The organism is Duganella sp. Root198D2 (assembly GCF_001428585.1).
Classification (GTDB): Bacteria; Pseudomonadota; Gammaproteobacteria; order Burkholderiales; family Burkholderiaceae_D; genus Rugamonas.
The window spans coordinates 21,257-42,989 of sequence record NZ_LMIC01000022.1 but is presented as its reverse complement, the minus strand read 5'-3'; the positions used below and the strand labels follow the sequence as shown (position 1 = coordinate 42,989).

Annotated in this window: 6 protein-coding genes; all 6 read right to left on the bottom strand. The window is 60.6% G+C overall.

Annotated elements, in window-relative coordinates; translation table 11 throughout:
- Nucleotides 1-615: 615 nt before the first annotated feature.
- The gene (locus ASE26_RS30720; RefSeq protein ID WP_156397958.1) at nt 616-1,248 is read right to left on the bottom strand and encodes a hypothetical protein; all 633 of its coding nucleotides are present in this window, start codon (nt 1,246-1,248) and stop codon (nt 616-618) included.
- 8 nt (nt 1,249-1,256) lie between these two features.
- The gene (locus tag ASE26_RS17855; protein WP_057246657.1) at nt 1,257-16,139 is read right to left on the bottom strand and encodes a hemagglutinin repeat-containing protein; all 14,883 of its coding nucleotides are present in this window, start codon (nt 16,137-16,139) and stop codon (nt 1,257-1,259) included.
- A gap of 5 nt (nt 16,140-16,144) precedes the next feature.
- The gene (locus tag ASE26_RS17850) at nt 16,145-16,672 is read right to left on the bottom strand and encodes a toxin-activating lysine-acyltransferase (RefSeq protein WP_055928896.1); all 528 of its coding nucleotides are present in this window, start codon (nt 16,670-16,672) and stop codon (nt 16,145-16,147) included.
- A 5-nt stretch (nt 16,673-16,677) separates the two neighbouring features.
- Nucleotides 16,678-18,369: a ShlB/FhaC/HecB family hemolysin secretion/activation protein gene (locus ASE26_RS17845; RefSeq protein WP_057246656.1), complete on the bottom strand. Its 1,692-nt coding sequence runs from the start codon at nt 18,367-18,369 to the stop codon at nt 16,678-16,680.
- A 332-nt stretch (nt 18,370-18,701) separates the two neighbouring features.
- On the bottom strand, nt 18,702-19,523 hold the full coding sequence (locus ASE26_RS17840) for a M48 family metallopeptidase (RefSeq protein WP_057246655.1): 822 nt from the start codon (nt 19,521-19,523) through the stop codon (nt 18,702-18,704).
- Nucleotides 19,524-19,591: 68 nt separating this feature from the next.
- Nucleotides 19,592-21,727: a DNRLRE domain-containing protein gene (locus tag ASE26_RS30715; RefSeq protein ID WP_156397957.1), complete on the bottom strand. Its 2,136-nt coding sequence runs from the start codon at nt 21,725-21,727 to the stop codon at nt 19,592-19,594.
- Between the last annotated feature and the right edge of the window lie 6 nt (nt 21,728-21,733).

Genomic DNA, 21,733 nt, shown 5'->3' with positions numbered 1-21,733 from the left:
CTAACGGGTGGAGCGGATTCACCAGCTCGTCCAAACGCTGGCGAAACATGTCGTTGCTCTGCGGTCCAGCTGGTTTTGGTCCCATCTAACCCTCGAAAATTTGCAAGGAATTGCGCCCATTTTAGCGAAACCTTGCAAATCTCAGCGGCGTTATTTGCGCATTTCACCTTTAGATTCAGGCGCCGTTTAATTGTTCAGGGCCGACCAAATAGCTCGTACTCCTCCTCTATCGCCAGGTAAATTATTTCGAAAATACTCTTACTAATTTCACCATCTTCAGTAATCATGGCTTCTTAACCTTTACGGCCCCAGTCCTATCCCTTTACGTGAAGGCGTCGTCACACTTTAGCTAGAAGCCCACATTCTTGCAGGCACTCTGGCGTTGGCGACTGTAGACCAGTACACCAGTGATTTCATTTAGCAGCATAGCCAATTGCCGAGGTACCGGGTTATCGACGTATACCTGAGCGACTTCAAATGAGTCGAGTATCAAAGCCCTTCAAGGCCTACTATGGCGATATATTTGAGTGCACTGTCCCCGTACGGAGCGAAATGAACGACATTTTTTGGGGGGCAGCAGCCCATCAAGTTACACGTTCGAGAACCATTATTCCATCACTTATCTGGATAATCTGACAGTGTTTTTCCATGCTTAGCCAACGCTTTTTGCACAAAGTCCGGATCGAATCTCATAAGCAGATGTGCGCAATCTGCAATTTTCCAGTGATGTAAATTCGGAGTTAAAAGAATCGCTGTGAGATGTTCTTTTAACGCAGGTATGTATTCAGTAAACCCTTTGCGTTCGATTAGCCAGAAGAAATGAGAGATGTCAAATGGCAATACATTGGCAATTTCAATAATTTTGGTAATTGGTTTGAAAATTCGCTGTCGAGCCGCGTCTCCCCTTTCTGCATCAGACTGCATTGCCCAAAAGCCTACTATTGCATCCAGGATAAATCTGTAGGTTTCATCATAATTTTTTAGCCGATGTGGCATCCAATTCTCATTTTGAGGTGGACGATCACAAACAAATTTCTCCAGATAATCAAAACCTTCTTCCCGGCCCCAACTGCACAATATACGTGCCGCTGTCACCGCAAGATACTCGTCTTGCCCTTGCACAAGAGCATTTAGTTTAGGAATGCGATCTTGCGGAACATCTTGCGCATCCAAATCGGTCAAGTCGCTTGCATAACTCTCCGTCCCTGAGGGCAATGTATACAGTAGATCATTAAGCTCTTGATTCATCGTTTTCCTCAATGCTTGGCTGGCGGCGGAGTTGCCACACTAGGTTTCGGAGCAACACCATTTGGCCATTTAATGTAAGGCGCTGGAACACAAGGGGAGATCAAACACTCGCCGTCACGCGTTGCATTACCCAGATCACGCGTGGCATTTCTTAAACGTTTTTCATTGTTCTCAGTTGGATTAGCGTCATATCGTGCCTTTGCTTGATCTACTTTTTCTTGCAATTCGGCCAGCACCTTTTGTGGTGGCACAACTTTCCCACCTTGAACATCTCCCGAGTTGATATCTCGTTGCAAATCACGAGCGCTAATCTCAATTTGCTGTTTGCCAAAGTCCTTCGGCGCATCCGTTAACGTTGGGTCAGTCGTTGAAATATATGGAGTGTTCTGCGGCTTCGAACCCCGTACGTGGTCTGCAACCGATCCCGTTCCGCTCGGATTAGCGCTGATCAAATTGCCATCAGCATCGACATGTGCTTTCGGATTTCCTTTGTTATTTACTGTAGCAGTGAAGTCATGATCATTCCGCGTTACTACCTCAGGTACATCCTTTGGAGCGGTGTTGTTAACGTACTGCTGGTCATCATCGCGCCGGCGATTGTTCTCCACCCGCGCTTTCTCAGTCGCCAGCGCTGCCTCCTTAGCGGCACCACGCTCCACGATCAAAGTTTTGGTGGCTGATCCCAGTTTCCAAATTGCCTGACCACCAAGCTCAGTGAGCGGTAGGCCGACAACCATCAACCGTTGTGCTGTAGCCCAATCCTTTTCGTAAAGATAGCCTGCCTCTTCATATCGCCCCTGAGTTTTGAGCAGTGCTTGATGATACGCCGTCATACGCTCTGAATCGAGAGGCCCGACCTCGTCGCTAGTCAACGATTGGTAGGCATAAACTGGCAAACCCAAAACGCCCTTTGCAACAGTCCATGCATCATTTGCCAGATTAGCTTCCTTCCCCGCATCCTGATATCCCAACTGTTGCCCCTGACGGAAACGTTGGGCCGCGTTGGTTTGGCCCTTGCTATTCAGGTTGGCGCCAAGATACGCGGCAATCGAATTACCTGGACTATAGGCATCGAACAACGCTCGCAAGTTGATTGTTTCGTCTTTGTATTCGGCAGCTGTCGCTTGGAAGCCGACGTGCTTATTTCCAACGCTATCGGTGTAGCTCAATTTCGCTGCGCTTGCCTCTTGCTTAATAAACGCTTCTGTATTCCCGTCCCTGCCGTTGACTTGGGCCCACTTCTCATCTTCCATCGCTGCACCGTAGCGGGAAAGCGCAAGCTGAGCTTGTTCTTCAGTGAGTGTCGTTCCAGTTTTTTGCTTGATATAGTCGGCATAGCGTTTCACCCTTGCCTTATCCTGCAGGAACGCGACCTCGTTGGGATGCAATTGCCGGTTGTAGGCGTCAACCGTGCCGGCCGCCCCACCTCCATTAGCCGCAGCCAGCAACGCTTCACCGTTAGCCACATGGCCCGTTACGCCCGCAGCGGTGGCACCGGCAAGCATGCCGCCAATAACGGCACCGGTGTTCTGGTAGGAATTGATGAATGCTTTTCTAGCATCCCCTTCCAATCCAAGCTTGTCAGCTTCCGCCGTGCCCAGGCTTTGGCCAAGCCGCTGACCAAGGTTGCCGCCGACGACACCTGCTGCGCCAATCATTGCACCGCCTTGACCATTCGCCAAGCCGCCGAGCATTCCCTGTGTAGCCGAGTGCAAACCGACTCGATAAATGCCGTTGTCGCCCCATTTTTCTGCAGTAGCATCGCTTTCAGCAGCTTTCCCCGCGAGTTCAGTTGCCAGTTTTTGGTCGTTGTTCAGTGCCGCCTGCTTCGACTGCTTCTCGAACTCACGTGCTTCACGATAGGCTTCAGCCTGAAGTGAGCTGCCAATATCTCCGACAGTTTTGGCGACCGTTGGCCCCATCGCGTTTGCAGCAATCTGACCGCTGCCCTGTCCAGCCAAGCTGCCAACCAAGACGTCAACACCAGCATTCAATGCGCGGCTGTAGATACCGCCTTTCCCCCAATCAGTCTGAGTCTTCTCCGCATCGGCGAACGCCGATTTCGCAGCTGCCTTCTGCTCAGCCGTACTGTTTGGATCGTTCAGCACTTTTGCCGCGGCTGCCTGGTCACGGAGCGCCGCATTGCTTGCGCTCGTCGCGATCTCGCCGATGATTTGCTTCGAAGTCGCGAGTACGGTACCGGCTGCAGCCGACATGGCCTGCTGGTCTTTCAATACCTTCTGCAAATCTGGCAGTTTGTCGAGCGCGGTGCTGGCCTTGCTCGCGTCGCTGTTGATCCCCAGCTCCTTAACGGAATTGGTGGTCACGCCGCCAATGGTGATTTTCCCGTCGGTGACCGTGGCGTAAGTGGTGGAGCTGTCGCTGCCCTTCTCCATCACTGGCACGCCAGGCGTCACGTTGCCGCTCTTGCGGTCGCCGAATAGCTGCTGCTGGTCTTTTGGCTTGGCGGTGCCGTCGGCGTTCTTGTCGCCTTCGCCGCTTCCGCCGCCAACGCTGCCGGCCATGCTGACGTTGCTGGCCGAATAGCTCATCTTGTTTTCGATGTTGGCCGTGGTCAGCTTGTTCGCCGTCAGCTCGGAGTCGACCTTGTTGGTGCTGGCAATCGCTCCACCCTTCAGGTCCACGGTATCTGCCTTGACGTGATAGCCGCCGTCGCCTGCGAACAGGCCGGATTGCTGGCCGACCGCTGCGGAGCTGCCGTTGCTCTTCGACTGGGACAGGTTGCCGGAGGCTTCCCATGCAGTGCCGAACGATACCTGCACGCGTGCACCGGCATTGGTCTGGCTGCTTTCCTGCTTGCTGACGTCCTGCAGGCTTTCAATCGCCAGCTTGCCGCCAACGTCCGCGTTGATGGTGTTGGCGGTTGCTGTCGCACCCTTCAGAGTGGTGTCGCCCTTGCTGGCGATGTTGATCGTGTCGGCTTTAAGCTGGGTATTGTTGTTGATCGTCGCATCGCTGTTGTGGTGGCCCTTGCCCACGTTGGCAGAAGCGTAGGCATAGACACCCGTACCGCTTGCCCCCGCCTGGAAGCCCACGCCTACTTCCACCCCGGCGCTGTTGTTCTTGCCGTCGCTGTGAACTGTGCTCTGGCTGGCATCCAGGACGATGTTCTGCGCGGCGTCGAGGCTCAGTGCCTTACCGGCTGACAGCGTGGCGCCGGTGGCGTGGATATCGCCGCCGGTTGCCGTCAGGTTGACGTTGCCGCCACCGTTGACGGTGCTGCCCACCGCGGTGCTGCTGTTGTCGTTGCTTGAATTGCTGCTGCTTGCGAAACCAACACCAACCTCGCCTTTGATCAAGGTCCCGCCGCTGGTTATCGCTTTGGTGGCCTGGTAGCCCTGTGCCGCTGCGGCCATGCCCTGCATCGTTTGCACGCGGCCATCGGACTTGCGGGCGGCTTCGACGTTGTTGACCAGGTCGATCAGCGGGGAGCTGATACGCGCGAAGGCGCCGACCTTCAGGTCACTGTTGGAAGACTGGCTGCTGCCGGTATCCTGCAACGCCGTGATGTCGATCGACTTGGCGGTGATATCGACATTGTTCGCCGCCAGCACATTGCTGGAGGTCTGGGTGTACTTATTGCCCGCAGTGAGAACCACGTCGCCATTCAGGCTGCCGACGCTGGAAGCGACCTGCTTCACCTGGTCAGAGTTGTCCTTGTGCTTTTCGTTGTGGTAGCCCGAGAAGCGTTCCGTGTCAGAGATGACGACCTTGCCGATCGCCTTGTTGTCGCTCTGGTTGGCATTGTGGACCGTATCCTGCGCGCTGCTGATGGTCAGGTCGCGCGCGGCGCTGATTTCCAGCTTGCCGTCCGAGACCACGCTGGCGCCGATCAGCGCGATGTCGCCGGTCTGCGTTGCCATGGTGGTCGTGCCGCCGACCGACAGCTTGCTGCCGGTGACGGTATCGGTAGCGCCATCTCCTTTGCCCTTGTTGTTGAAGGTGCCGGCCATCATCGCGGTACGGTTGTCGAAGCTGAAGCCGGAAGATTTCGAGTCCTGCGACTTGCTTTCCGTGTTGTGGGCAACATCGAGCTTGATGCTGTCCTTCGCCACGATCATGGCATTGCCCTCGGCACTCATCTGGGTGCCTTGGCTATTGATCGAGCCGTCGGTGGCCAGGATTGTCAGGTCCTTGCCGGCATTGAGGCTGGTGGTACGCGCTTCGCTGGTTGCCTGGTTCTGGTTGCTGGTCGAGCTCTTCGAGCCGAATTGCACCGTCACCGCCGTGGTGGCTGCCCACAGGCCATCGGCCACGCCGTCGGCCTTGCTGGTGATCTTGCCAATCGTGCCGGAAGACTTCGAGTTCTTCGTGCTTTCCTTGTAGGCGTCTTTGGCGGCAGCCAGCGGATTCACCGTCACGCCAACCGAGAAGCCGGACGACTTGCTCGATGCGCTCAGGTGGTCTTCCGAGGTGTTCTGCGCGGCGGACAGGTCGACGTTCTTGCCGATCAGGGTCAGGTTTTCCTTGGCTGCGATGTCGGAAGCGACCACTTGCAGCGTTTCACCCGATTTCAGCTTGGCGCTTCCATTCAGGGCGCCAATGCTCGATTCGTGCTGCGTCACCGACTCGTTGCCGGTCTTGGTGGAGGAGCTTGACTTGCCGTAGCCTACACTCAGGTTGCCGGACGCATAGCCACCGGTCAGGCCCGACTTCTTGACCTCCATGCTGTGGGCCGACTTCGCCGTGTCTTCAACACTGAGGACGCTCAGGTTGCGCGCCGCATCGATCGCGAGATTCTGGTCGGCGATGATGCTGGAGCCCTTGACGGTCAGGTCGCGGCCGGCCACAACATTGACATTGCTGCCATCCAGGCTCGATCCGATCGCGGTCGCGGTTTCAAGCTGGTCATGGGTCGTGGTCGTCTTCTTCGACAGGAAGCCTTTGCTGGTGTGCTTGTGCGCTTCGTCCAGGCTTTGCGTTGCCTGGCCGGCAATGATGTTCACATCGCGGCCGGCGGCAAGATTCAAGGTCTGCCCTGCATTCACCACTGCTGCCTTGGCGTTGATATCCTGTCCCGCATTCAGCACCAGGTTGCCGGCACCGTTGACCTGCGAGCCCACGTCCATGCTGGCGCTCTGGCTCTGGCGGTTATCGGCATTCCAGACCACGCGCTGGCTGATCGAGGTGTTCACCGCCGACAGGTTCAGGTTGTTGCCTGCGTTCAGTTGCGTCAGGCCCGTGCCAGCGTTGCTGACCTGGGCCGCAGTCAGGTTGATATTATTGCCGGCACTGGCCAGCAACACGCCGGCAGGAGCCGATACGTACAGTCCCGCCACACGATTGATACCGGTCTGCGCGAAACTGTTCGCGCCGACGGTATTGCTCGAGCTCTGGGTGGTGCTGGTCAGGTTCAGGTCACGCCCAGCCGACAGCAGCGCTGCGTCCCGCGCCTTCAGCATGCCGCCGACGTTGTCGATATCCCTGGTCGCTTGCAGCGCCAGGGTGCCGCCACTCATGGTGCCGCCCAGATTGCGGATATTGTCGGCGCTGATGTTCACCAGGTTACGGCCGGCAACCGTGCCGCTGTTGGTGAAGTCACCGGTCAGGTTGATGTTGACTTCCCTGCCTGCCAGCAGCGCACCACTGCCATCCAGGTCACCTGGCTGCACCCGCACATACACCTGCGGCACCAGTACGCTTTGCGTGCTGCCGTCCGGCATTTGGACGTCCTGCGTTACCAGCCACACGATGTCCGATGTCAGTTGGGACACCTGTTCCGGGCTCAAGGCCACGCCCGGACGCAGGCCCCACTGCCTGGCATATGTCAGGCCGTTGTCCATCAGCGACTTGTATTCCTCGTCGTCGTTGGTGTAGTCGCCGAGGAAGCGATTGCCGGTCAGGGCCAGTACCTGTTCGCGAATCAGCTTCTGCTCATAGAAGCCGTCGCCCATGCGCTTCTGCGTGGTGGCCGGATCGACCTGCAACGCATCCAGCATGTAATCGCTGGAGAGCCAGGACTTGTAGTTGGTGAACTTCGGATCCGTTTCAATCAGGTACCTGGCCTGGCTTTCCGGATGAGTCTTGAACAGGCTGGCAGTAGGCAGGCGGAAGTTCGGCCGCATGGTACGGATCGAAATCTGCGCCGACCCGGTGGCCGTACCGGCCGTGTCAGGCGTCTTGCCGGACTTGGCAATTGCGCCGCTCAGGGATTGGACTTGTCCGTCCGTCTGCTGCGTAGTAGCCCGGCCAGTCGCCTGGTCGCTGCTTTCGGCGCTGCCGCCAACCTGGCGGCCAACGTTATCGCCGATTGCGTCGCCATGGGCCTGCTCGCTGATTGCCGCATTTCCCGAGATCTGCTTGCCGGTGTTGCCTGCAACAGTTCCTCCCTGCGCCTGCCCCGCGCTCGCATTATTGCTTTGCACATGGCTGCCGGTTTGCGAAGCCGTGCTTGCGCCGGAAGCGCTGCCAGCCTGCGTGCCCGAAACACTGCTCAGGCTGGCGGTCTTGTTCGAAGCATTGACGCTGCCACCGGCACCGGCATTGGCCTGCACTGTCGACAGGCTGCTGGCGCCAGGGCCCGAACCAGTCGAGGCGCTGCCCGCAAATTGCTCATAGCGGGTAGCCTGCATGTCAAATGTGGTGACGACACTGCCCGGATTGTAGGCGGTGACTGTTTTGCCCGGGTCGTCCGTGCCCTTGTGTTTATCACGCCAGTTCTCGGTCACGGTGCCGGCATCGGTGCTGGTACGGGTGCCATCGACCTTGGTGTTGGATGCCGTTGTGCCCTGCACATTGATGCTGCCGCCAGCCACGATCTGGCTCTTGTCGTTCAATAAGCTGTTGGCGGTCAGGCGAATGCCGCCGCCGGCGATGATCTTGCCGGGATCGCTTTGCGTGACAACGGTCTCATTGACGGTGCGGGTGTACTCGTAGCTGTTCCAATTGTCATACGTGCCGTCCGGGGTACGCAAGATCCAGACTTCGTCGCGATAGACGCTCACACCCGGCGCGCCTGGCAGGTAGCGCTGCGTCTGGCCGACGACCTGGTACTCGGTGATTCGGGTCTGGCTTACCTGCTGCACCGTGGTAGCAAAGTGCTCGTTGGTGTTGCGGATGTCGGAGGCGGAGATCGCCAGGTTTTGCGACGCTTCGATGGTGGCGCTGTTGTTCTTCACCGTTTGCGCCATGCCGGCTGCCTGCCAGTTGGTATCCACTGCGCCGCCAATGGACATGTCGCCTGCGCTGAAGATCAGCGATCCTTCGCGGTTGGTGAGGTATTGCGCGCCGATGTCCACACGCTGGCGTCCGGCGATCGTGGCCGCCGAAGTGGCGCCACCAACAGTCTCTTCCATGTTGTTGACGACCGAGGCGCCGATGGCAATGCGGTCGCCGTAGATGCGGCCGGTGCCGAAGTTGTTGACCTGGGAGGCCTGGATGTGCGTGTCGGCGCCATCAATAAGGCCGCGGTTGGTCAGCGTGCCGCCGATAGCCAGCGTGGTGGTTTCGCCGCTCAGCAGCTCTGCGCCAGCCTGGTTGTCCAGGTTGGCAGCATTGACGCTCAGGCTGCGGCCGGCTTGTACCGAAACCGGATTGGTCAGCGAACCGGTCGCCTTCAGTTGAAGGTTGCCGCCCGCCTGCAGCGTGCCCGACAGGGTGTGGTCGCCCTGCAGGTCAAGGCTGACGTCACCTCGGGAGACGACACTGCCCGCACCGGCCAGCGTGCCGGTGCGCACGCTCACGCTTTGGTCAGCGACGATCTGGCCGCCCGCGTTGCTGAGCGCCAGGCTCGGCGATGCTGCCAGGTTGGTGGTGACCTGCAGCGCGCGTCCTGCGCTGAGTTCACCCTGGTTATTGTTCAACTGGCCATCGTCGCGGATGGTCAGGTCCTGCCCGGCCCTTACCGCGCCTTGCGTGTTGTTCAGGTTGGCAGTGACGATGTCGATCGTGCCCGCCTCGATACCGGCGTTGGCGCCTTTGGTCGACGTATTGTCGATGGCGCCAGTCTTCAGCGTGAGAGCCTGGCCAACGCGCAGCAGGCCGGCGCTGTTGCCTAGCGTACCTCCGCCCAGGTCAATGTTTGCGCCTTGCACCGCCAGCACCTGGCCGGCGGTATTGTCCAGCCCGCTGGCCAGAACTTTCAGGTTGGCGCCGCTGTAAATCTGCCCCCCATAGCCGTTGCGTGGGGCATTGTTGACGGCCCCGCTGCTGGCGATATCAAGACCAGTCTGTGCACTGATCAGGCCGGCGCGGTTATCCAGCGCGCCACTATTGACCGTCATCTGCCCACCGGCTACCAGGCCGAGCGCATTGCCAGGATTGGCGGCGCCGTCGAGGTTGCTCAGGGTTTGGCCGTGGGTATCCACCTGCAGGTCGCGGCCCGACGCGATCAAACCGGTATCATTGCCCACGCTGCCGGTTGACAGCTTGGCGTCGCGTCCGGCGATCATTTTGCCCTGGGCATTTTGCAGGCTGTTGCCGGCGCCGTTAGCGCTCAGTCCCAGGTCCTGCGCCGCCTGGATCAGGCCTGCCGCATTGTTGATGCTGCCCTGGGTGCTGTTGAGCGTCAAGTTGCCTTGCATCGCCACCAGCTTGCCTTGGTCGTTGTCGACACCTGCCGCGCCGATCACCAGGTCCTGCTGCGCCGACACCAGGCCATTGCTGTTATTGACAAGCCCGGAGCTCGCCACGCTGGTCGTGCCATTGCCCACCACCTGGCCGCGCGTGTTGTCCAGGCCATTGGCGGAAACATTCAGCGAACCGGTGCCCGCATGGCCAATCTGGCCGTCAACGTTGCTCAGCGCGCCGCCCGCGCTGAGGGTGAAGTCCTGGGCATTGGCCACGATGCGACCGGCGTTGTTGCTGATTGCACCGAGGCTTTGGATACTCGCACCCTGCGCACCCGTCCCGCTCTGCTGGATCATGCCCTGGGTGTTATCCATGCGGCCGACTTGGACCTCGAGCTGCCGTGCGCTCAAAAGGCCGTTGGAGTTATCCAGCAGCTGTCCGCCATTGTTCCAGGCCTTGATGGTGAGCTGGCCAGGCGTGCTGACTTGCGCCTGGCGCGTCAATATGTTGCCACTTTGCGCGGAAAGGCTGACATTGCCGTTGGTGCTGCCCGTGGTACTTCCGCTCAGGTCCAGGCTGGAGCCGGACAAGTTCAGGCTGCCGGCAGCCAGCACCTGGCCACCAGCTTTCAATGCGCTGGAAGTGATGATGTTCAGGGCGCCGGTGGCGGCAAGCTTGCCGTCGCCCGCCATGCCCGCAGCCAGCACACTGGTGCCGCTACCTGCCAGGCTGCCCGCGTTGACCGTCAGGTCCTTGCCGGCTGCAATCGTGCCGCTGCTGTTGAGGGCGTTACCCACCGCCACGGTTTGCCAGCCGGCCGCATACATCGTGCCGCTATTATTCAACGAAGCGGCATGGGTGCTCAGGTCCTGCGCGGCGCGTACATTGCCGCTATTGGTGAAGTTCTGTACGTCCAGGCTGACATTGCCCGACTGGCTCTGGATGCCGGCGTTGGCGCCGCCGGAACTGATGACATCGGCACCGCCCAGGACCAGGTCGTTTTGCGCGGCAATCAGGCCGGCGCTGTTATCGATATTGCCGGTGCTGGTGAGCGTGACCGCGCCATTGCCGGTGATCTGGCCGCTGCTGTTACCGACGTCTGCGGCGCTGATGCCCAGCGAGCCAGTGCCCGCGTGGCCGATCAAACCGCTGGTATTGGTGAGTACACCACTGTTGACGGAGAAGTCCTGCGCATTCGCGATGATCTGGCCGCTGCTATTGTTCAGTGCACCAGTACTTTGGATACTGGCAGCCTGCAGGCCGATTCCGGTCTGCTGGATCGCGCCCTGGCTGTTGTCCAGTTGGCCTACCTTGACCTGCAGTTGCTGGCCACTGAGCTGGCCGGCGGTGTTGTCCAGCAGCTGGCTGCCATTGGCATTGGCCGTAATATTGAGCTGGCCTGGAGCGCTTACCTTGGCGCTGCGCGTCGACACATTGCCGCTGGTTGCAGTCAGGTTGACGTCGCCTTTGGTGCTGCCGGTGGTGCTGCCGTTCAGGTTCAGGTTGCCACCGCGCAGATGGACATTGCCTGCAGCCAGCGCCTGGCCCGCGGTTTGCAGTCCGTCGGTCGTGGTCACTGCCAGTGCGGCATTGCCGGTAAGCTGGCCATCGGCCGCCATGCCGGCAGCCAGCACGTTGCTGCCGGAGCCGGACAAGCTTCCGGCATTCACGCTCAGGTCCCTGGCCGCGGCGATGGCGCCGCTGGTGCTCATGCCGTTGACGACAGCAACGGCCTGCCAGCCGGCCGCGTACATCGTTCCGCTATTGTTCAACGAAGCGGCGTGGGTGTCCAGGTTCTGCCCTGCACTCACGCTGCCGCTGTTGGTGAAGTTCCGCACATCCAGGCTGACGCTGCCTGCCTGGCTCTGGATGCCAGCGTTGCTGCCGCTGGTGTTGGTCAAGTCGGCACCGGCCAGGGCGAGGTCGTTCTGCGCGGCGATCAGGCCAGCGCTATTGTCGACATTCCCGGAGCTGGCGACTGTCACAGCGCCATTGCCGGTGACCTGACCGTGGTTGTTGTCCACGCTGGCGGACGTGATCGACAGTGATTCCGTACCGGCATGGCCGATCAGGCCATTGTTGTTGGCCAGGGCAGCGCTGGTGACGGTAAAGTCTTGCGCATTCGCGACGATGCGGCCGCCGCTGTTGTTCAGTGCGCCGGCAGTTACGATGCTGGCCGCCTGCGCACCAGTGCCGGTCTGCTGGATCGAACCCTGGGAGTTATCCAGTTCGCCAACCTTGACCTGCAACTGCTGGCTGCTGAGCTGGCCGCCGGTGTTATCCAGCAGCTGGCTGTCATTGCCGTTGGCGTTGATGGTGAGCTGGCCAGGTGTGCTGACCTTGGCGTGGCTGGTTACCACGTTGCCGCTTTGCGCGGTCAGGTGAACGGCGCCAGTGGTACTGCCTGTGGTGCTGCCACCCAGGTCCACGCTTGCGCCGGCCAGGTCCACGTTGCCGGTGGCCAGTGCCTGGCCTGCCGTCTGCAAAGCGCCGGAGGTGGTCACGGACAATGCGCCGATACCGGTGAGCTGGCCATCGGCCGCCATGCCGGCGGCCAGGACATTGCCGGCTGCACCGGCCAGGCTGCCGGCATTGACCGTCAGGCCTTTTCCTGCAGCGATGGTGCCGCTGCTGGTAATACCGTTGCCGGCGGTCAGCGTCTGCGCTCCTGCCGCGTACATGCTGCCGCTGTTGTCGAGCGATGCGGCATGGGTGGCCAGGTCCTGGGCCGAACGGATACTGCCGCTATTGGTCAGCTTCTGTACGTCCAGGTTTACATTGCCGGTCTGGCTCTCGATGCCGGTTGCGGTGCTCGCCGTTCCGCTGGCAGTATTGGCCACGTCTTTGCTGGTGGCCGCCAGGTCGCCGCGGGCCGAGATCAAACCGTCGGCGTTATCCAGGTTGCCCGTGCTGGACAGCAGGAGTGTACCGTTGCTGACGATCTGGCCGCGTGTATTCTCGATGGAACTGGAATTCAGGCTCAGCTGGCCGGTGCCTGAGTGGCCGATTTCGCCGGCCGTGTTGGTCAGCGCGCCGGTGCCCAGGCTCAGGTTTGAAGCATTGGCGACCAGGCTTCCGGCGCTGTTGTTGAAGGCGCCACCGTGCAGGTCGATGGCCAGGTCGGTATTGCCGGTCTGCTGGATCGAGCCCTGCGAGTTATCGATGTTGCGCACATCAAGGTCGAGCTTCGCCGCACTCATGCGGCCAGCTGTATTGTCCAGGGTCTGGGCGCCGTTCTGGCTCGCAGCGATGACGAGCTGGCCAGGCGTGCTGACCTGGGCGCCACGGGTCAGCACATTGCCGCTTTGCGCCGTGAATCGAAGCTGCCCCGCGGTACTGCCGGTGGTGCTGCCGCTCAGGTCCAGTGCGGAGCCGTCGAGGACGATATTGCCGGTGGCCAGTAACTGGCCGGCATTCCGCAGGACGCCGGTGGTCGTGATGGCGACACTGCCGGAACCCGTCAATTGCCCGCCGGTGGCCATGCTCGCTGCGAGAACACTGGAACCGCTGCCTGCCAAGCTGGCGGCATTGATCGTCAAGTCCTTGGCCGCTGCAATCGTGCCGCTGCTGGCCAAGGTATCGCGCACGGCCAGGCGCTGCTGGCCGCCTGCGTACAGCGCGCCACTGTTGTTGACAGCAGCAGCGGCGGTATCCAGGTCCCTGGCCGCGTAAATGCCGCCGGAATTGTCCAGTGCCTGCACGTTCAGGACGATGTTGCCCGCCTGGCTCTGCAGGCCCTTGCCGGTGCCCGCACCTGCGTTCAGCAGGTCGCCGCTGGTGATGGCAAGGTTGCCGATGGCCGACACCAGGCCGTCCGCGTTGGCCAGCGCGCCGCCGGCAGCGATGCCGAGGTCCTGGGCGTTGCCCACGATGCGGCCGCTGGTGTTGTTCAAGGCCCCAGTGCTCTGGATACTGGCGAGCTGCGTACCGGTGCCGGTCTGCTGGATGGAGCCAAAGGTGTTATCCAGTTGGCCGACCTGGACCTGCAGCTGTCGGCCGCTGAGCTGGCCGCCGGTGTTGTCCAGCACTTGCGCTGCATTCGCCTTGGCAGTGATGGTCAACTGCCCGGGGGTGCTGACTTCCGCATTGCGGGTCAGGATGTTGCCGCCCTGCGCTGCAAGATTGACGTTGCCGCCGGTACTGCCGGTGCTGCTGCCGGTCAGGTCCAGGCTGGCAGCAGCGAGGTTCATGCTGCCGGTGGCCAGCAACTGGCCGGAGCTTTGCAGTGCGCCCGTTGTATTGGCGGTCAAGGCACCGATGCCGGTCAGCCTGCCGTCGGCGGCCATGCCGGCCGCCAGCACGTTGGAGCCGCTACCTGCGAAGCTGGCAGCATTGAGCGTCATGTCCCTGGCTGCGGCAATCGTGCCGCGGTTGGCCATGCCGTAGGTAAGCGACAGGGTTTGAGCGCCTGCCGCATACATCACGCCGCGGTTGTCCAGCGTGGCGGCATTGGTGTCCAGGTCTCCCGCTGCGTTGATGCTGCCGGTATTGCTGAACGCCTGGGCCTGCACCTGCACCGCGCCGGAGCCGACAATGCGGGCGCCATCGGCAAGCGCGCCCTGGATCGCGCCCTGGGCGTTGTTCTGCAGTTGGCCCTGGCTGCCCAGATTGAACGTGCCATTGCCCGCGTGAAGCAGCTGGCCGGCCGTGTTGTCGATGTCCTGCGCGCCGATGGCGAGGTTATGGGCCGCAGAATGGATCACGCCTGCCGTGTTGTCCAGCTTGCCTTGCAGTGCGATGGCCTGGTCGGTGCCGCCGGTCTGGATAATCTGGCCGCGTACATTGCTCAGGCTGTGCGCTTGCGTCGAGACGGTATTCGCCTGAACCAATGCGCCGTCGGTAGTCAGTGCCTGCGGGGTTTGCAGCTGCAGCGTATCCGAGGCCAGGATCTGGCTGCCGCGGGCATTCAGTTCGCCGCTGCTGGCTTGCAGCTGGATCGAATTGGCTTGCACGCCCGACTGGACAAGATCCAGGCTGGCGCCGCGCACGGCCAGGTCCCTGCTCGCCAGCGCCCTGCCCGCCGTCTGCACCTGCGACGTCGCTTGTACATCCAGGTCCTGCCGGCCGGTCAGGCTGCCGTCCATTTGCAACCCCGCAGCCCAGACGGCGCTGCTGTTGGCCTGGATTGCTGCGCCGGCGCCGCCGGCCTCAAGGCGCACGTCGCCCTGGGCCGCCACAGTGCCGCTGTGGGTCTGGCTGCCTTGCGAAGCCAGCAGCACATTTGCGCTGCCGTAGACGATGCCGCTCTGGTTGATCGTGCCTTGGACCTGGACTTTGAGATCGCCCCCGCTTGCCTGCAGCGTGCCGCTGTTGGCGAGCCAGCCGTCTTGCGTCAGCGTCAGCGGGCCACTGCTTGCCTGCACCACGCCGTCATTGCGGACACCCAGGCCAGCCTCGGTGCCAACCAGGGTAATCTTGCCGGCGTACATGCCGCCAAGGCTGGAAACGTCAAGCGCATAGTTCGGCACACTGGCGTCGCCGTCAATGCGCTGGCTTTGCGGCGCCGAATCCGCCCCCAGGCTGCCAGCCTGGATCGTGTTGGTACCGGTGACGACCTGCAGGCGGCTGGCCCAGATGCCGGCGTTGACCTGCGCCGCCCTGGCCAGGATGGCGGTGTAATCCGCGCCGCGGGTATCGAGCCCGGCGCCATTGATGCTGACGCTGCCGCCCTGGACGCGATAGCCCTCCAGGCTGCCCCCGTTCATCACCGCCATACCGGTGGTCAGGGTCACGCCGCTGGCGTTGATGAAACCACCACCGTTGACCGCGATGCCGGCCGGGTTGGCCACCACGACTTCCGCGCGCTGGCCCGCCACTTCGACATAGCCCTGCAAATGGCTCGGGTTGCTGGAATTGACTTCGTTCAGGATGACCCGTGCCGCACCCGTTGCCAGCCATGGATTGCCCTGCACCCAGCCGCCCAACTGCGTTTGCACATTGTTGCGGCTGTTATTCAGGATGGCGCCGGACGCGCCGACGTCGAACTGGCTGTAGGTATTGCGGCTGACGCCGGCCTGGCTCGGGGTCTGGATGTTGACCTGCGTTACACCATTGGAAGCATTCAATACCGTCGCTTGCTGGGCGCGTGCCGCCGCCGGGTCGGCCACGATGCGCGTTGCTACCGTTTGCGCGTCCACCTGCAGCGGCGCCAGCCACAGCGAAGCGGCACCAAGCAGCATGGCCCGGTGTATGGATTCGCAAGCGGCAAGCGCCGCGCGGCCCCGCTGGCCGCCCTGCTTCTTCGCGCTCCGGCTGACCCGCTCGCCGCTGGCCGACTTGCCGGAACTGGTTGCAGTCTCCGCCACGACCATCAGGCAGCCGCGGGCTTGGTTGAACACGAGACGATAGATTTGCTTGTTCATGATTTTTACTTGTTGAAGTTCTGCGGCAACGGGCGGCTGGCCCAGTAATGCGCTTGTTCTGCTTTGGTGGCGCCAGCGCCCTTGAGATGCATGACCTTGAGTCCCGTTTCGTGGCCCCGGTGGTACAGGCAGCGGAAGCTGCTCATCGGCAGGACACGGCGGATGGCCGACACCACGGCCGGGGTGTCGCCAAAGGGCGCCACGATATCCAGTACCCAGGGCCGATCGCCCTCATCCCAATCGCGCGGCTGCAAGGTCCGGTCCAGCGACTGCAGGTAGCGCAGCTCCGCTTCCGGCGTCAGGTTGGCCCAGGTCATGAGGCCAACCGGCTGCTGCCGTTCGTCGTTCTGCAGGGCCAGCACGAACTGGCCGTTTGCAATCGCAGGCATCAGCAGCCGGTGCAAGTCTTCCAGCGGGCACCGCTGATGGGTCGAAGAATGCATCCACAGCCAGACCATGGCGCCGAACAGTTCGGCCTCGCTCTTCTGGCTCGGCGCGACTTTGGGACAAATGACAATCAGGGATTTCGACATGATGGTTACAGGCTCATGGCCAGGCTGAAGCCGGCGGCATAGCCGGAAGTCTTGAAGTGCTCAGGCTTTCTCAATGGCGCACCCACGAATACCTCGTACTGCAGGTGAGGCAATTGGCCACGCAGGCCGACGACGGCACCGGTCAGGTTGGCACCGACCAGGGTCTGGGCGGACGGACCGCCGACATGGCCGGTGTCCACCCCGCCATATGCACGAAGCCCGCCGGGAACCGGCATCGAGACTTCATTGCGCAGCAACCAGCCATGCTCCGCGCTCAGAACCGACTTGCCGTCAAAGCCGCGCACCGTGAAGCGGCCACCGATCGAGAAGCGGTCTTGCGGGGACAAGGGCGTGCGGTTGAACTGGCTGCGCCATTCGCCGGTGTACTGCAGGCGCTGCCCACCCAAAGTGAAAGACTGCGAGACCGTAGAGTCCAGCAGCCACATGCGCATACGCGACGTACCTTCGCCGAAATTTTCTTCCGGCGCCGGCAGGCTGTCGAAGGCGCCGGTGCCACGGCGGAAACTGGCGCCGGCATCGAGGCTTCCGCCATCCCAGCTGCGGCGGTGATTCAAGCTCCACTCCATGCCGGAGACCACACGGCGCTGCACTTCGACTTCGGCATCGTCGATGAAATTGTTGGAAGTACGCTGGAAACCCTTCAGGCTGAGAGTGGTCTTGCCTACCGCATCGCGATGCACCACGCGCGCAAGTTTGAATTCCGTATTGCGGCTGTTACCGCTGTACAGGTAGTCCTGGGTGGCGCCGGCCACGGTCTGGTGGTAGCGGTTCTTGCTTTGCGTGAAGCCGGCCAACCAGTAACCGAACGGAACCGAATAGTGGACGATGTGACCGCGCGAACCGCGAGCGCCGGGATCGCTGCCGCCGAGGTCGTGCAACCAGGTGAAGTAGAAAAGATCGCTGATGGTCCACCAGTTATCGTAGCTGAAGGTGAGGCTGCCCTGGTACTTGCCGGTGCTGCGGGTACCGCTGTCGTCCGCGGTGGCGGACAGGCGGAACGGCATCTGCTGCTGGTGCGCGATCACCAGGTCACTGGTGCCGGGCTCGCTGCCCGGAGCGATCTGGATATCGGCTTCGGCCGTCGGTACCCGCTTGAAGTTTTCCAGCGCTTGCTCGATATCGCGCAAGTTCAGCAACTCACCGCTGGAGCTCGGAACCGTATTCCAGCGGCTGCCGCGCGCACCAGTCTCCGGCGCCCAGCGAATTTCGCCTACCCGTCCAGGCACAACCGTCAAAACCAGGGAACCGCCCTGCAGGTTTTGCGGGCCTGCCAGCACCCGGCTCGTGACAAAGCCGCGCGCAATCAACGCGTTTTGCATGCGGTCGATAACAATCTGGACACCCTGCGCCCCAACACAGTGCCCTGCGACCGGATCCGGCTGGGGCAATTGTGCGTGGCCATCGGCGTAATCGAGCAGCCAGCCAAAACGGCTTGCATCCTGTCCATCGAGCTCAATGCGTTTGATCGGGAAGCATGGACTTTCATCCGCCAACGGCAAGGCCGCAGCCGACTGGGCCGGCTGCGGCAAGTGCACGTCCGGCGCCGTCTCGCGCTGCTTGCGTTGCTGCGCTTCGCGTTCTTGCGTACGGCGCAATTGATCGGTGTCGATATCTTTACTCGCCTGTGCTTGTGCCAACTGGCTGAACACCATGCCGGCACAAGCCGCCGCGATCATACTTATTCTTGCAGGTAACATTTGTTTCTTTTATACGTTTACGGACGTGAAACTTCCAGGCGCGCGTAATGCGGCGACGCCGAGCGGTGCCTCAGGTGGATCTCTTGGACCGGTGCCTGGGATGCAGACTGCCTTTGGTGCCCGCGAAGCCTTCAGCGGGCCAGCACAGTTGCAAAATGAACTAGGTGATTTTGATTAACGCAACTTACTAGCCGGAAATATAACATGCTGCAGTTGTAAAGATTCTCACCAAAACTCTCACAATGTGTGAAATAGTTTCGTTGAAATGTCAACTTGCCAACTTGTTGACATGGATCCTGCAGGCATTCGGCTCAGCGCACTGATTGCAGCGCAAGCAGCTCGGCGTGCAATTGCTTCATCGCGGGGGTCTCGCGGCGTGCGGCAGGGATCAGGTCGATTGACGCCAAGCCGTCTTGAACCGCCTCTTGCGCCGAGGGTTGGCGCTCGGCAGCAAGCAGTATCCTTGCCTTGCGAAGATAAAGGTCAGGCAGGCCTTGGCCTCGCAATATCATGGCATCGAGGCGCTTCAGGGCATCGTCCCATGCTTTTGAATCGATATTCAGGCTAATGGACTTCTCTTCCAGCACATTCAACATCCCGAGTTTTTGCATGCCTTCATCCAGGCTGGCGAGCGCTTCCGCTGTGGAGCCCGCTTTGCCCTGCGCGTCGGCAAGATGCAGGTAGTGCTCGGGCGAGGGTTCAGCTGCCTGGTCCACGGCGATGCGGAACGCCGCCGCTGCGGCACGATATTCGCCCTGTGCGAACAAAATCTCCCCGTAAAGACTTTGGCCACGCACTATTGCGCCCGCTTCACCTTTCAACATCGACAGGAATTTTTCCGCGTAGCGCCGTGCTTCCGGCAATCGTTCCTGATTGAAGGCCTGCTCCGCCAAGTAATAATTGGCCGATCGATCCCGGGGATCGAGCTTCAGGGCCAGTAAGAAATCCTGTGTTGCGGACTTGTTATTGCCGTGCTCCATATGGAGCCGGCCACGTTGGACGAGCAGCTTCGCGCTTTTCCCCTCCCGCAGCATCGTCTTGGTGAGGTCCTGTATCTGACTGTGCAAAGACCCATGGGCCAGCGCCTGTCCAGTGTAAAAAAACAGAGCGAACAACACATGATTGAACCGCATGATGGAATCCTCCACACATGAAAATGGCGGGGACCGCTCCCCGCCAAGCTCGCGTTAATCAGTAGCGATTAATTTTGATACGTAATGCTCAAAGTCGGACGCTGGGCGACCTTCCCATATTCGCTAGAGCGGAGGTCGACGCCATCGCCACTGGTGGAGCGGATGGTCAGGCCATTATTGCTGACCGTACCGTTCAACCAGCCCTGCACGAGGGCGATGCCTGCCGCATTCAGGTTAATCGTGTGAAGCCCGTTGATACTCGGTACAAAGCTGCCGATCTCGGTCCCCTGGTTGCCGGCGAGATTGACGTTGGCCCAGGTGGCCGTGTTTTCGGCCCAGGCGGCATTTCGAGCATAAAGGCGGTATGTGCCAGCGCTCGGATTGAAAGCCTGCAACTTCACACGAACCGAAGTGACGGTGGCGGTGCTCGGGATGCCGGTCACGCTCCATTGGATCAAAGAAACCAGTTCTCCATTCGATCCATCCGCCCCATCCGCCAGGACGGTAGAGGAAGTGCCGAAGTTGGAACCGCTCGCACCACTGGCGACGTAGGTATCCTGGGTGCCGGCATATCCATTCAATCCGTCTCGCAGGTCTATCGTCACCATAGTGCCACCAGGAGCCAGCGTCGTCGCGTTGGCCACATTGGAATAGGCCGAGTTGCCGGCGCTGTTTTTGGCGCGCACCCGATAGTAGTAGCCTGTACTGGCGGCTAGCCCTGTATTGCCGTAGGACTGGATGTTGCTGCCGACCGAGACCAGCGCTGCCCAATTGACATTGTCGATCGAACGCTCGATATCAAAACCGGTTTCGTTGTTGGAATTGTCAGTCCAGGTCAAATTGATGGCGGAAGACGAAACGGCCGTTGCCGTCAAACCGGCAGGCGCTGCAGGGATGGCAGGCGGCGTGGTGCTTTTGCTGATGGTGAAATAGTCACGCACAGTGCCGTTGTTGTTCAGATATTTGATGTCCATGGTTTGGCCGGAAACATCAAGGACCATCGAACCCAACTCATTCAGCGATAAGAACATGGCGGGATGATTCAGCGTGCCGCCGCTCACCTGCCCCGACGCACCGACAACGGAATAGACCGCGCCGGAATGCGGCAGGCTGGAGGTTTTCGAATAGGCGCCGGTGCCGTCGACGCGGCCGCTGCCGCCGTTGATCTCATACGAGCTGTTGTAAGTGCTCGAGAGGCCGTAATGTCCGTCAATGAACTTCGAGCGTTCATACGAATGGCTATGCCCAGTGAGGACCAGATCGACGCCATAGTTTTCCAGAACAGGCAGGAAGTTCTGGCGCATCTCGATCAGGTTGGTCTCGGTATCCGAATTGTGCGAACCCTTGGTATAAGGCGGATGGTGCCAGATGGCGATCAGCCAGGTCGCGGTGACGTTCGCCAGGTCGGCTTTCATCCAGTTCATCATCGCGCCGGTGGTTGAACGGCTGGTTTCGTTAGAGTCGAGCACGATGACGTGGATATTGCCATGGTTGAACGAGTAATAGGCCTCGGTCCCCGAGGCGACCCCGCCGGCCTCGGCGTTTTTCGGGAAGGTGTGGATGTCGTAGTACGGGCCTGTCTGCGTCGCCGAATCGGCGCTGGTGCCGTCGTGGTTGCCGATCGTGGCCCATAGCGGCGACTGGCGCATCATCTCCGGATACATATTGAACATATTGCTCTGGTATTCGGCATCGGTACCGCTGTTGTAGGCGTTATCGCCTAGCATCATCCAGAAGTCCGTGTAGGTGCTGCCGGTGTAATTGCGGTAGGCATTGTAGACGGCTGCCTGCCCGGAGGTTCCAGTGCCCGCATCGCCGATCACCCAGATTCGAGTGGGCACCGAGGTGCCGGCTGTCGGCGAGGTTTCGAAGTAATACGTGGAGTCGCCCGCCTGCACGGCGCTGCTGGAGCCGACGTTATAGAAGTATTTCGTGTTCGGACTGAGGCCAGTCAGCTTGACGATGTGCTCGGTGGTCGATGTGGCACTGGATGCGATTGATGTCAGGTTGCCGGAACTGGTGCCATACTGGACACGGCTATCGGTCGCAACATCGGACCGCCAGCGCACAATAATGCTATCGCTGCTTGCGCTTTGAAGATAAGGCCCGCGCACCACCGTGGCAGCGAATGCAATCGATGACGAGAGCAGAACGAGGAGCGTGACGCAGGACTTCAAAAGGCGATGCAATCTTTGATGTAGCATTTGTTC